Raw genomic sequence first — 13,521 nt, forward strand, 5'->3', positions numbered from 1 at the left:
CGGGGGCCAGTTCTTGCCTCCCTCGTCATCCAGGCACGTCGTTCGCCCCCCTCGGACCGGCGGCAGCAATGCAACAGCCTGCCCCGGCGCGGCCAGTTCCGGCTATCCGCCCCCTGCCCTTGCGATTAGCATGCGGCCTAGGCCGGCCCGTCCGGGCATGCCGCCGGTGTGCGCCGCCGCCTCTGCCCCTGGAGTCCTTGAGATGAACGACCTGTCCGCGACGATTGACTGGCCCGAGCCCGGGTCCGGATCGGACGCGGGGATGGATGCCGTGTTTGCCTGGCCCACACCGCCCTACGCCGCCTATGCACCTGTCCCCCCCAGCGAGGCCCCCCAGCCCTGCGAGATCCTGGGCCTCAACAACAGCCGCACCCAGGGCCAGCTGCTGCAGATGCAGGCCCAGGAGCGCGTGGCCCAGCTGCTGGTGCCGCCGGCGCGCAGCCCGGTCGCACTCAAGTTCAGCCAGTTCCGTGCCCTGAAGCTGCTGCAGGCCATCCCTGCAGCCCCCCGGCAGCCGGAGCAGCCGCCCGAGGCCCTGAACCTGGACCAGCGCCCCCGCGTGGAGTTCAAGGTGCGTTTCACCGGCGGCGGCGAGCTCAAGGGCATGACCATCGGCCACCACGAGAACGCCCTGGGCTTGTTCCTCTTCGTGCCGGTCAGCGAGTTCGACGACGCCGTCCGCTGCGTCTTCATTCCCCGCGAGTGCGTGGACAGCCATGACATCGGCGAGCGCCTGGGAGACGTCCTGGTGAAGGACCAGGTGGCCCGCATCGAGGACGTCGAGGCCGTGGCCCAGGAGCAGCAGAAGCTCCGCAGCCAGCGCGTGGGCGACATCCTCCTGGCCCGTCAGATCGTCACGCCCGAGCAGCTGCTGCAGGCCATCGAGCAGCAGGCCAAGATGCCCATGGTGCGCATCGGCGAAGCCCTGCTGGCCATGGAGCTGATCAGCTACGACCAGCTGGAAGACGCCCTGGCCCAGCAGCGCAGCGACCGCTCAGTCCCGCTGGGCGAGCTGCTGGTGCGCAAGGGCATCGTGACCCGCCAACAGCTGCAGTCCGCGCTGGCGCGCAAGATGGGCTATCCGCTGGTGGATCTGGAGCGCTTCCCGGTCGAGCCCGACGCGGTGCGCAAGCTGCCCTTCTCGGTGGCCCGGCGCCTGGAGGTCCTGCCCCTGGTCCTGCGCGACGGGCGGCTGATCGTCGCCATGGAGGACCCCACCCGGCGCGACGCCCTGGACGAGATCGAATTCGTCACCCAGCTCAAGGTGGCGCCGGCGCTGACCAAGGTCGGCAGCCTGCAGTTCGCCCTGCCCGCCACCTACGACCGCTTCGGCAGCGAGAGCATCGCGCCCCGCGAGATCCCCCTGCCCGGCCTGCAGCCCGACTTCGAGTTCGACAACACCGACAAACTGATCGAGAGCCTGGAGCGCGAGGTCCAGGAGCGCGGCAGCCGCGAGGACGAGCCACAGATCGAGCAGTCCGACAACTCCCTGGTGCGCCTGATCAACACCATGATCATCGAGGCCAGCCAGCAAGGCGTCTCCGACATCCACATCGAGACCCACCCCGGCCGCGAAAAGCTCAAGATCCGTTTCCGCCGGGACGGCCAGATGCAGCCCTACCTGGAGCTGCCCCACACCTACCGCAACGCCATGATCGCCCGCATCAAGATCATGTGCGATCTGGACATCTCCGAACGCCGCAAGCCCCAGGACGGCAAGATCAACTTCGCCCGCTTCTCGCCCCAGCACCGCCTGGAGCTGCGCGTGGCCACCATCCCGACCAACAACGGCCTGGAGGACGTGGTGATGCGCCTGCTGTCCTCCGCCCGGCCCATCCCCATGGAGAAGCTGGGCCTCTCGCCCGACAACATGGCCCGGCTGACGACGGCCATCGAGCGCCCCTACGGCATGGTGCTGTGCGTGGGGCCCACGGGCTCGGGCAAGACGACCACCCTGCACTCGGTGCTCTCGCGCATCAACACGCCCGAGCGCAAGATCTGGACGGCCGAGGACCCGGTGGAAATCACCCAGCAGGGCCTGCGCCAGGTCCAGGTGAACCCCAAGATCGACTGGACCTTCGCCAAGGCCCTGCGCGCCTTCCTGCGGGCCGACCCGGACGTGATCATGGTGGGCGAGATCCGCGACGAAGAGACGGCCCAGATCGCTGTCGAGGCCTCGCTGACGGGCCACCTGGTGCTCTCCACCCTGCACACCAACAGCGCACCGGAGACCATCACCCGGCTGCTGGACATGGGCATGGACCCCTTCAACTTCGCCGACTCCCTGCTGGCCGTGCTGGCTCAGCGCCTGGTACGGCGGCTGTGCCCGCACTGCCTCAAGAGCTCGCCACTGCCGGCGGCCGACCTGGAGGAGCTGGTGGACGACTATCTGCACGCCTTCGCCCCAGACATTCGGCCCGGCCGTGACGATCTGCTCGCCCAGTGGCGCCAGCTTCATGGCAGCGGCGGCCAGCTGATGCACTATCACAGCGCGGGCTGCCCCCAGTGCGAGAACACGGGCTTCAGGGGCCGGGCCGGGCTGCACGAGCTGCTGAGCGTCTCGCGCGAGATCCGCCGCCTGATCCAGACCGGCAGCCGCGCCGAGGAGATCCAGACCCAGGCCATGAAGGAAGGCATGCGCACCCTGCGCCAGGACGGCATCGTCAAGGTACTGCAGGGCGTTACCAGCCTGGCCGAGGTCCGCGCCACCAGCAACGCATGAATTCGATGGACAGCCCCAGCACCGCACCTGCCTCCGCCAACGCTTCCGACGCCGAACGCAACAGCGGCCGCCCCCAGAAACTGCGCCTGGGCGATGTGCTGGTCCAGCAGGAGCTGATCACCGAGGGGCAGCTGACGCAGGCGCTGGAGATGCAGCGCAGCAGCGGCAAGAAGCTGGGCCGGCTGCTGATCGACGCCGGCCTGATCAGCGAAGAGGCCCTGGCCCATGTGCTGGCCCGCCAGCTGCGCATCCCCTTCGTCAACCTCAAGACTTTCCCGCTCAAGACCGAGCTGGTGCGCCTGCTGCCCGAGACGCCCGCCCGCCGCTTCCGCGCCCTGGTGCTGGAGGAGCGCAACGACACCCTGCTGGTGGCGCTGGCCGACCCGCTGGACCTCTTTGCCTACGACGAGCTCTCGCGCCTGCTCAAGCGCCGCATCGCCATGGCCGTGGTGGCCGAGAGCCAGCTGCCCGCGGCCTTCGACCGCCACTACCGGCGCAGCGAGGAGATCTCCGGCCTGGCCAAGGCCCTGGAGAAGGACATCGGCGATGCGGTGGACTTCGGCGCCCTGCAGGCCAGCGTGGGCCAGGAGGGCGCGCCGGTGGTGCGCCTGCTGCAGTCTGTCTTCGAGGACGCCAGCCAGGCCGGCGCCTCGGACGTCCACATCGAGCCCCAGGAGACCGAGCTGCTGATCCGCACCCGCATCGACGGCCAGCTGCAGATCCAGACCCAGGCCGACAAGCGCATCGCGCCCGCCCTGGCCCAGCGCCTGAAGCTGATGGCCGCGCTGGACATCTCCGAGAAGCGCCTGCCCCAGGACGGCCGCTTCACCCTGCGCCTGCGGGACAAGACCGTGGACGTGCGCCTCTCCACCCTGCCCGGCCAGTACGGCGAGTCCGTGGTGATGCGCCTGCTGGGGCAAGGCAATGCGGTACGCCGCCTGCACCAGCTGGACATGCCCGAAGACATGCTGGCCCGCTTCCGCGAGATCCTCTCGCAGCAGGCCGGCATGGTGCTGGTCACCGGCCCCACGGGCTCCGGCAAGACGACCACGCTCTATGCCGCGCTGGCCGAGCTGGACGCCGAGAAGAGCAAGATCATCACCGTGGAAGACCCGGTCGAGTACCGCCTGCCGGGGCTGACCCAGGTCCAGGTCAACGAAAAGATCGAGCTGGACTTCGCCCGCGTGCTGCGTGCCTGCCTGCGCCAGGATCCGGACGTGATCCTGGTCGGCGAAATGCGGGACGCGCAGACGGTGGAGATCGGCCTGCGCGCTGCCATCACCGGCCACATGGTGCTGTCCACCCTGCACACTCGGGACAGCCTCAGCACCCCCTTCCGTCTGCTGGACATGGGCGCCCCGCCCTTCATGGTGGCCAGCTCCCTGCAGGCGGTGTTTGCCCAGCGCCTGCTGCGGGCCGTGTGCACGCAGTGCGCCGAGCCGCATGCACCCAATGCCCAGGAACACGCCTGGCTGGTGGCCGTGGCAGGCGACGAAGCCGGCAGCGTCAAGAGCCTGCGCGGCCATGGCTGCTCCCACTGCAATGGCACGGGTTACCAGGGCCGCAAGGGCATCTACGAGATGCTGGAGATGAACGCCGAGATGGCCCTGGCCGTGCAGCGCGGCGACGCCGGCGCCTTCATGGGCGCCGCCCGCGAGGCCCTGCGCGGCAAGACCCTGGCGGATCGCAGCCTGGCCCTGGTCAAGGCCGGCAAGACCACCTTGGCCGAGGCCATGCGCATCGGCTTCGACCAGGGCGACTGAGCATGAGGAGCTTTGCCTGGCAGGGGCGCAACAACCGGGGTGAGCTCGTCCAGGGCCACACCGATGCCGACAACAGCGACGCCGTGGCCGCCCAGCTGATGGCCGGCGGGGTGATCCCCGTCCGCATCGAGGCCAGCGCGCAGAAGAGCCTGTCCGACAACAGCCCCTCCTGGTGGGAGCAGCTGCGCCGCGCACCGGTCAGCATGGACGACTGCCTGATCCTCACCCGCCAGCTCTACACCCTGCAGAAGGCCGGCGTGCCCATTCTGCGGTCGCTCGCCGGCCTGCAGGCCTCCACCGCCCAGGCCAGCCTGATCCACCTGCTGCAGGACCTGCGCGCCAGCCTGGACCAGGGCCGCGAGCTGTCCGCGGCCATGGCGCGGCACCCGGGCATCTTCAATTCCTTCTACATCGCGATGATGCAGATCGGCGAGATGACCGGCCGCATGCCGGACGTCCTGCTGCGCCTGGCCCAGCACCTGGAGTTCGAGCTGGACACCCGGGCCCGCATCAAGCAGGCGCTGCGCTACCCGGTCATGGTGCTGGCGGCCATCGCCATCGCCATCGTGGTGCTCAATATCTTCGTGCTGCCCACCTTTGCCACGGTCTTCGCCGGCTTCAAGGCCCAGCTGCCGCTGATGACGCGGCTGCTGCTGGGTTTCTCCGCCTGGATGGTCCGCTGGTGGCCGCTGCTGCTGGCCGGCGCGGTGGGCCTGATGCTGATGGTGCGGGCCTGGCTGGCCACTGAGGAAGGGCGCTACCGCTGGGACCGCGTCAAGCTGCGCCTGCCCATCGCCGGCCCCATCGTGCTCAAGGCCACGCTGGCCCGTTTCGCCCGCAGCTTCTCGCTGGCGACCAAGAGCGGCGTGCCCGTCAGCCAGGCCATGAACGTGGTGGCCCAGACGGTGGACAACGCCTTCATCGCCAGCCGCGTGGAGCAGATGCGCGACGGCGTGGAGCGCGGCGAGAGCATCTCGCGCTGCGCCACGGCCGCGGGCGTCTTCACCCCCATCGTGCTGCAGATGATCGCCGTGGGCGAGGAGACCGGCGAACTGGACCAGCTGCTGCTGGAGATCGCCGAGATGTACGAGCGCGAGACCGACTGCGCCATCAAGGGCCTCTCCTCCGCCATCGAGCCCCTGCTGCTGCTGGTCATCGGCGTGATGGTCTTCGTGCTGGCCCTGGGCGTCTTCATGCCCTTGTGGAGCCTCGGTCAGGCGGCCATGGGGCGGAGCTGAGCCCCCGGCGGCAGGCGCTGCCGCATATCAGGCACCGGGACCGCGCGCGGCGAGTTTCCGACATGAAGATGATGCAGGGGCGGATATCTCTCCGCACGAATCTGCCGCAGCTCACCAACACTTCACCGGGATTCTTCGGATCATCGAGCGAATTGATTCGGCGCCCGGCCTGAGCGCATCGAATAATATCTGCATTCGCCACAGTCCAGTATTGAAGCCACTACGGAAATAAATACTGGATGACCCCGCAAGAACAGGAAACGGGGCCATATCGAATATGGCCCACCAATCCCGATCGAGCGCCCTCCAAACCCATCATGCGGCCCGTTTGATTTCCCGCAGCTGGAGGTGGTAGAAGACCTTTTCTGCGACCGTGATCATCATGAACGGCAGGGCTCCCGCCAGGTTTTCGTTGCCCTTGAAGGTCCAGGCGATGGGCAGGCAGGCCGCATAGACCAGCAGCAGCAGCCAGGAATAGCGCTTGTGCGTGATGCCGGAGGCCGTGCTGGGATGGAAAAGGCCGGCATCCTGGCTCAGCAGCCAGACGAAGCCGATCAGGAGGATGGTCACGAACATCCCCACCTCGCCCAGATAGAGGAAGAAGGCGCTGAGCCCGTCAAAGGGCGAGAGCAGCAGCGAGGCCGCGAAGACGAAGAAGACATTCGTCGCGAAGAACAGCGGCGTGTAGACCACCCGCAGCACCCGCAGCAGCAGCAGCGCTGCCAGGGCGCAGCTGCCGGCCACCAGGATGCGCTGCGTCATGTCCAGACCCAGGGCGCGGATGGCGACAAATACCAGCAGCGGCACAATTTCAAGAAGAAAAAGAAATCGCGACAATTTGCGCATGATTCATCCATCCAATAGGTCATTGGGCCCAGTGCCCTCTTACAGAAATCCCCTGGACTTTGTTAAGCTGTGCCCAGCAGGTGGCAAGCCGGATTCAGACCGGGATGCGCAGCATTATTCCGCGCGGACAATGGGGGATTTAAAAAACCACACTGTTCTTCCGGACGGCTTGTCAAGCCGGAGGATTCAAAGCCGAAGTCCGCAAATGCCGGACATACCAGGTGCCGCCCCGGGTGGCTGAGGCGGCCAGCGGGCGCCCCTCCCGCCCCGGCGCCGTCCGGGATGAGCGCTGGCACCGCATGCCCTCCCCGCGCTCTTTTTTTCGTTCGGCATTTGAGCCAAATCGCAGGAATGCGCTGGCTGGGCAACACCTTGCAGGAGTTCGTGAAAGAAGTCCTTCACCCTGGAGCTCGAAAGCCGATACCGTGAGCACACATCCGGTCTTGGAGTGGAGGCGTGGGCCGTCACGCCGGATGTCAGGCCAGGCCTGAATCACGGAGCTTTCCGCATGCGCAAGAACAATCAAGCTGGTTTCACCCTCATCGAGCTGGTGATGGTGATCGTCATCCTGGGCGCCCTGGCGGCCATCGCCCTGCCCAAGTTCGTCGACTTCGGCAGCGATGCCAAGGCGGCGGCCGTGCAGGGTGTCGCCGGCGCACTGAGCTCGGCGTCCGCCATCAACTACGCCGAGCGCAAGGCCAAGGGCACGGGCGCGGGTGTCAAGATCGTGGACTGCGACGACGTCAAGAAGGCCCTGCAGTCCGGCGACGTGCCCTCGGGCTACACCATCACCACGCCCGCCGCCGTGGCTGCCGACGCCACCAAGTCCGACTGCGTGGTGAACGGCCCCAGTGGCGCCAGCGCCGTCTTCACGGCGACCGGCATCCTCTGATGAGCTCAGCGGCCCGCCGCACCGCGGCGGGCTTCACGCTGGTCGAGCTGATCATCACGCTGGTGCTGGTCGCGGCACTGGCGGTCTATGCCGCCCCCAAATTCGCCGATCTCGACGGCTGGCGGCTGCGGGCCTTTGGAGACGACCTGCGCTCGCGCTGCCTGGAAGTCCAGCGCCTGGCCCTCAACCAGCGCCGGGCCATCGTGGCCACCTTCAGCAGCACGGGTGCCACCTTCGCCTACGGGGACGGCACGCCGCTGGTCGCGGTCACCTGCCCGACGCGCAACAGCCCCTGCCTGAGTCTGGCCAGCCCGGTGAGCACGACCTTCTTCGCCACCAGCACCGGGCTCACCAGCACCGCCAGCGGCAGCGCCCTCGATCTCACGGTCAGCCATGGCAGCTACAGCAAGAGCTACCGCCTTGAAAACGAAACGGGCCTCTTTCACGCGCTTCCTTGAAGCGCCACCACCGGCCCGCTTGCCCTAGCATGCCGGCCATGCCACTGCGCCCTGCTCTCACCACCGCCACGCGGCCTCAGGCCGGCCTGACCCTGGTGGAGCTGCTGGTCTTCATCATGGTCCTGGGGCTGGCCCTGGCCGGCGTGCTGCAGGTCTTCGCCCAGGCGACGCGTGCCAGCGCCAACCCCCAGGCCCAGCGGCAGGCCCTGGCCATCGCCGAATCCCTGCTGCAGGAAGTGCAGCTCCAGCCCTTCACTTTCTGCGACCCGGACGACGCGGCCGCCGCCACCGCCACGTCCGCGGCAGGCTGCGCCACGACGGCCGAAGCCCTGGGTCCGGAGGCCGGCGAGACGCGCTACACCTCCCCGCAGTTCGACAATGTCAACGACTACCACGGCTTCGCCATGAGCGGCATCGTCGACATCACCAACACGCCCGTCGCCGGTCTGAGCGGCTACAGCGCGAGCGTGCAGGTCGCGCCCGTCGCACTGAAGACCGTCCCGGCGGGCGACGCCCTGCGCATCACCGTGCAGGTCAGCGGCCCCGGCAACACCTCGGTCACCCTCCAGGGCTACCGCACCCGCCATGCGCCCAATGCCGGCTGAGCGCCGCCCCCTCGCAGGCCAGCGTGGATTCACGCTGATCGAGGCCGTCATGGTCATCGTGGTGATGGGAGGCATCCTGGCGGGCGTGTCCATCTTCATCGCGCCGGCCGTGCGCGGCTACCTGGACAGCGCCGCCCGCGCGGACGTGGCCGCCCGCACCGACCTCGCCCTGCGGCGCATCGCGCGGGACCTTGCGGAATCCCTGCCGAACAGCGTGCGCATCAATGCCAGCGGCACCACCCTGGAGCTGGTGCCCACCACGGGCGCCGCGCGCTACCAGACCGAAGGCGTCGGCGCCCTGGTCTTCGGCACGCCGGCGGCCAGCTTCAAGCTCGTGGGGCCAGGTCTTGCCCTCGGGAACAGCCAGCAGCTGGTCTGGTACAACCTGGGCGTCAATGTGCCGGATGCCAATGCCTACGCGGCCATCAGCAGCTCGAGCAACCGGCGCATCGCCAGCAATGCCGCCGGCACCCCGACCACCATCACCCTCGCCAGCAATCCCGGCCTGCCCGTGAGCCTGATGGCCCCGCCCTACCGGGTCTACGCGGTCAGCGATCCCGTCACCTACCGCTGCGACCTCACCGCGGGCACGCTCACGCGCTACAGCGGCTACGGCTTCCAGGCCGCCCAGCCGGATCCGCCCGTCGGAGGCCGCAGCGCCCTGCTGGCCAAGGGCGTCACGAGCTGCAACTTCGTCTACGAGAGCGCCGTGGTGGCCTACCGGGCCGGCACCGTCAACCTGCGCCTGGCGCTGCAGGCCGACACGGTGCTGGGCGGGGAGACCGTGCAGCTCTTCCGGGCCGTGCACGTGGAGAACCTGCCATGAGGCGCGCAGCGCAGGCCGGTTTCACCATGGCCACCCTGATCTTCATCCTGGTCGTGCTGGGCGCGCTGGGCGCCGCCATGGCCCTGTTCAGCCAGCGCCAGCACATGGGCTCGGCCGCCGAGCTGTCCGCCGCCCGGGCCTACCAGGCGGCCCATGCCGGGCTGGAATGGGCCAGCTACGAGCTGCTGCGCAATCCACTCCCGCCGGCGGCCGCGCCGGCCTGCTTCAGCACCACGCAGCTGAGCTTCGCGCCAGCCACCGACGCCGCCCTCTCCGAATTCACGGTCACGGTCTTCTGTGCACGCACGCCGGCCACCGGGACAGCCTCCGACGGCGCGACCAGCCTTGTGTTCTACGACATCACCTCGATCGCCTGCAACCAGCCGGTGGGCGGTGCCTGCCCGGCGGGCGCAGCGCCTTCGGCGACTTATGTGGAACGCAGCCTCAGCAAGCGGGTGGCACGATGAACACCTCCTGGACCCTCTCCCGCGCACGGCACCTGCCCCTGCTGGGCCTGCTGTGCCTGTGGCTGGCGCTGTTCTGCGCCACGCCGGCACGGGCCCAGTGCGGCCCGATCCCCACCGCCAATGCCCTCACCGCGGGCAGCGGCGGCTCCCTGAGCCTGCCGGGGGACTTCATCGTCAACGGCCTGAGCACCAGCGGCACCGGCCCCAATCTGCCGACCACCGGCATCCGCAACAACAACGCGACCACCTTCCCCTCGCTCGTGCCCGCCAGCTTCCCCAGCTTCAGCGGCGGCGGCACGGTCAGCAGCAGCCCGCTCGCGGCCGGCACCTATGCCACGGTCAATGCCAGCGGCAGCTTCAGCACCACAGGAGGCACCTACTACATCGCCAATTTCAATGTGGCTGCCAGCAGCACCGTCACCCTGGGCGCGGGTACCTACTACATCAACAACTGGACGATCAGCAACAACGTCACCATCAACCTGGGCGGCGCCGTCAAGGTGTACATGGGCAACCTCATGTCAGCGGCGAACTACCTGAACTTCAACAGTGCCGGGCCCACGGTCAACGGCCTGATCGAGCTGGCGACCTCAGCCGACGTGAGCTTCGGCAGCTATGCCAATTTCCGTGGAGTGATCTATGGAAACAACGGCAACAGCATCATCATGGGCAACTATGCGACCCTGACAGGCCTCCTGGCCATCAAGGGCTCGCTGAGTTTCTCCTCGGGCTCCAGCATCGCACTCAGCGCAGCCGACCAGGCTGCCATCGATGGTCTCAGCACCTGCGACGCCACCAGCGTGGGCCTGGTCGCCGACTACCACTTCGATGAATGCAGCTACAACGGCAGCTCGGGCGAAGCCCGCGACAGCCGCGGCAGCTACCACGCCACGTCCTCCGGCGCCAAGCCCAGCACCGCGGCAGGCGGCGTGGTGGGGCGCTACTTCAACAGCAGCGCGCTCAACAGCTACCTCACCACCACCAGCAAGGTGCCGCTGGCGGGTTCCTACACCATCGCGACCTGGTACCTCACGCCCTTCGCGATCGACAACACCAACAACATCCACTCGCTGGCCGCGCTGGATCCCGTCAGCGGCAGCTGCATCGGCGACTTCATGTACACCCGCGACAACGACGCCTACCGCTGGCGGGTCTACACCAATGCCAACGGGCCCGTCATCGGCTCGCAGGTGCTGAACCTCGCCAGCGGCTGGCACCACATCGCCCTGGTCGGCAGCGGCAGCAGCACCCAGCTCTACCTGGACGGCAGCTACCGCGAGACGCTGGGACTGCGCATCAACAGCGCCAGCAGCAGCTACGGCCTGCGCTATATCGGCAGCTCCTGCGACAGCCTGAGCCTGCAGGCCTTCCGCGCGCCGCTGGACGAGTTCATGGTCTTCAACACGGCCCTCGGGGCCAGCGACATCAGCGCCATCTACAACTACCAGCGCGCCGGCAAGAACTGGGACGGCACGACGCGCAACCTCAACAGCTGCGTGCCCGCCATCGCAAGCTTCGTGATCAGCGGCACGGGCTCGGCCTCCACCTGCTCGCCGCAAACCATCACCGTGACGGCCAAGGACAGCGGCGGCAACACCATCACCGGCTACACCGGCACCGTCACGCTGCGCACGTCCAGCGGCATGGGCACCTGGGCTCTGGGCAGCCCGGCACCGGGTGGCGGCTTCTCGGCAGGCAGCAATAACGGTCAGGCCACCTACACCTTTGTCAGCGGCGATGCCGGCGTGGCCCGCTTCACGCTGAGCCATGCGGCCGCCCGGGACCTCACCGTGCTGGTGACGGACACCAGCACCCTGGCGAACAGCACCTCCGCCACGGTGCAGTTCCGCGACAACGCCTTCGTCTGGACCGAGGACCTCAACGACAAGATCGCCGGCAGCTGGATCGGCGTGGCCGGCCGCCCGCACGACATGAAGCTCACGCTGGTGAAGAAGGACGCGGTCACCGGCGCCTGCGGCCCCGCCACCGACTACACCGGCAGTCGCAACCTCAAGCTCTGGCGCACGGACAGCGGCGGCGCCTGGACGGCACCCAGCGTAGTCTCGCCTGCCCTGAGCATCCCCACGGCCAAGCCTGCCGCCAGCAACCTCACGCTGAACTTCAGCACCGGCGCCGCCACCTTCAATCTCGGCACCAGCGACGTCGGCCAGTACACCCTCAGCGTCGCGGACGAGACCGGCACCTACGCCACCAATGCCATCAGCGGCAGCAGCAGCCTGATGACGGTGCGGCCCTTCGCCATCGTCGTCAGCGGGATCAAGATGGGCAGCACCAACAACCCCAACGGCAGCGGCCCCAGCGATGCCATCCTGGGAGCGGCCGGCGCCAACTTCAGTGCCACGGTGGCGGCCTACCGCTGGAGCAACGCCGCCGACGTCGGCGACGCGGGCGACGCCACCGGCGTCAGCACCAACGACGGGGTGCCGGATGCCAATGTCGGCTTCGCCGCGATCACCGCAGGAGGCATCGCACCCGGTTTCGCACACACGGCGGTCCTGCGCCCTGCCAGCGGCATCCCGGCCCTGGGCACCCTCAACAATGGCTCGGTGGCCGTCACCGGCGGCAGCACCACCGTCAGCAACCTCCAGTACACCGAGGTGGGCGGCTTCCAGTTCGACACCAGCAATGTGCTGACCGGCTACCTCGGTCTCAACATGCGCGGCTACTTCTTCAATGCCGGCGGCGTCCAGAACGCGATGGTGGGCCGCTTCATCCCCGCCAGCTTTGCCGTCTCCAACGGCTCGGTGACCCACCGCAGCACGGCCTCCTGCACCCCGGCCGCCGGTTTCAGCTACCTGGGCGAGAACTTCCAGCTCGGCTTCGACCTGGAGGCGCGCAATGCGCTGGGCAGCCGGACCCTCAACTACACCGGCAGCTATGCCAAGCTGAACCTGACGGTGCCCGCCAACCTCGGGCCCGCGGGCGTGGCCGGCAGCACCACCTTCAAGACCGGCGGCGGGCGCCTCAGCGCGGTGAGCAGCACCGGCAGCTGGAGCAACGGCGCCGCCAGCGCGACCCTGGTCCTCAACGCCGCCCGCGCCACCGGTGCCGGCGGCGCCAGCAGCCCCGATGGACCCTTCAATGCCAGCTTCGGCATCCTGCCCTCGGACGGCGAGGCCAGCGGCGTGAGCGCGCCCAATCTCGACACCGATGTCCCGGCCAACGGTGCCGAGCGCGGCTTGGTCGCGACAGTTGCCCTGCGCTATGGTCGCCTGCGCCTGCAAAATGCAATAGGCTCCCAGCATCGCCCCCTCAGCGTGCCACTGCAGGCGCAGTACTGGGATGGCAGCGTCTACCAGATCAACACTCAGGACAGCTGCACCCGGATCAGCAGCAGCCAGATCAGCTTCGGGAACTACCGCAAGACCATGACCAGCTCGGACGCCACCATGCTCGCCAGCCCCATCACCGTCAACCAGGGTCAGGCCTTGATCACGCTGGCCAAGCCGGCCGCCGGCCGCAGCGGCAGCTACGACCTGGCCCTCGCCCTGGGCAGCACCGCCACGGATGCCAGCTGCCTCAGCTGGTCCCCACCGCCCGCGCCCGCTGCCAGCAGCGGCGCCAATCTGAGCCACCTGCGCTGGCCCTGGTGTGGCACGGCCGCGGACAAGGACCCCAGCGCCCGGGCCAGCTTCGGGCTCTACACGGGCACCGACTCCATCATCTACCAGCGGGAGAACTGA

Annotated in this window: 10 protein-coding genes; 9 read left to right on the top strand and 1 reads right to left on the bottom strand. The window is 68.3% G+C overall.

Going from position 1 to position 13,521, the window contains the following annotated elements:
• The first annotated feature begins 202 nt into the window (after positions 1–202).
• The 3 genes from ABDJ40_RS11850 to ABDJ40_RS11860 are packed head-to-tail and all read left to right on the top strand — an operon-like array spanning position 203 to position 5,723.
• Positions 203–2,722, top strand: coding sequence for a GspE/PulE family protein (locus tag ABDJ40_RS11850; RefSeq protein ID WP_347609920.1), 2,520 nt, complete (start codon positions 203–205; stop codon positions 2,720–2,722).
• Between the two features lie 5 nt (positions 2,723–2,727).
• Entirely contained in the window at positions 2,728–4,485 is a 1,758-nt protein-coding gene (locus tag ABDJ40_RS11855) for a GspE/PulE family protein (RefSeq protein WP_347610398.1), read from the top strand.
• A 2-nt stretch (positions 4,486–4,487) separates the two neighbouring features.
• Positions 4,488–5,723: a type II secretion system F family protein gene (locus ABDJ40_RS11860; protein ID WP_347609922.1), complete on the top strand. Its 1,236-nt coding sequence runs from the start codon at positions 4,488–4,490 to the stop codon at positions 5,721–5,723.
• A gap of 315 nt (positions 5,724–6,038) precedes the next feature.
• Here ABDJ40_RS11860 and ABDJ40_RS11865 read toward each other — a convergent pair whose 3' ends face one another.
• Positions 6,039–6,569, bottom strand: coding sequence for a hypothetical protein (locus tag ABDJ40_RS11865; protein ID WP_347609924.1), 531 nt, complete (start codon positions 6,567–6,569; stop codon positions 6,039–6,041).
• Between the two features lie 508 nt (positions 6,570–7,077).
• Between ABDJ40_RS11865 and ABDJ40_RS11870 the strand changes: the two genes are divergently transcribed.
• From ABDJ40_RS11870 to ABDJ40_RS11895, 6 genes are read left to right on the top strand one after another with little or no spacing between them, the layout of a single operon-like run.
• Positions 7,078–7,461, top strand: coding sequence for a type II secretion system protein (locus ABDJ40_RS11870; RefSeq protein ID WP_269632824.1), 384 nt, complete (start codon positions 7,078–7,080; stop codon positions 7,459–7,461).
• Positions 7,461–7,919, top strand: a complete 459-nt coding sequence (locus ABDJ40_RS11875) for a prepilin-type N-terminal cleavage/methylation domain-containing protein (RefSeq protein ID WP_347609926.1) — start codon at positions 7,461–7,463, stop codon at positions 7,917–7,919. Before ABDJ40_RS11870 ends, ABDJ40_RS11875 begins: the two co-directional genes overlap by 1 nt.
• A 38-nt stretch (positions 7,920–7,957) precedes the next feature.
• Positions 7,958–8,524, top strand: a complete 567-nt coding sequence (locus ABDJ40_RS11880) for a prepilin-type N-terminal cleavage/methylation domain-containing protein (protein ID WP_347609928.1) — start codon at positions 7,958–7,960, stop codon at positions 8,522–8,524.
• Entirely contained in the window at positions 8,505–9,350 is an 846-nt protein-coding gene (locus ABDJ40_RS11885; protein WP_347609930.1) for a type II secretion system protein, read from the top strand. Before ABDJ40_RS11880 ends, ABDJ40_RS11885 begins: the two co-directional genes overlap by 20 nt.
• Complete coding sequence (locus ABDJ40_RS11890) at positions 9,347–9,817, top strand: agglutinin biogenesis protein MshP (protein WP_347609932.1); 471 nt, start codon at positions 9,347–9,349, stop codon at positions 9,815–9,817. The genes ABDJ40_RS11885 and ABDJ40_RS11890 overlap by 4 nt, the downstream gene beginning before the upstream one ends.
• Complete coding sequence (locus tag ABDJ40_RS11895) at positions 9,814–13,521, top strand: DUF6701 domain-containing protein (protein ID WP_347609934.1); 3,708 nt, start codon at positions 9,814–9,816, stop codon at positions 13,519–13,521. Before ABDJ40_RS11890 ends, ABDJ40_RS11895 begins: the two co-directional genes overlap by 4 nt.

It is taken from the genome of Roseateles flavus (genome assembly GCF_039872765.1).
GTDB classification, from domain to species: Bacteria; Pseudomonadota; Gammaproteobacteria; order Burkholderiales; family Burkholderiaceae_C; genus Roseateles_B; species Roseateles_B flavus.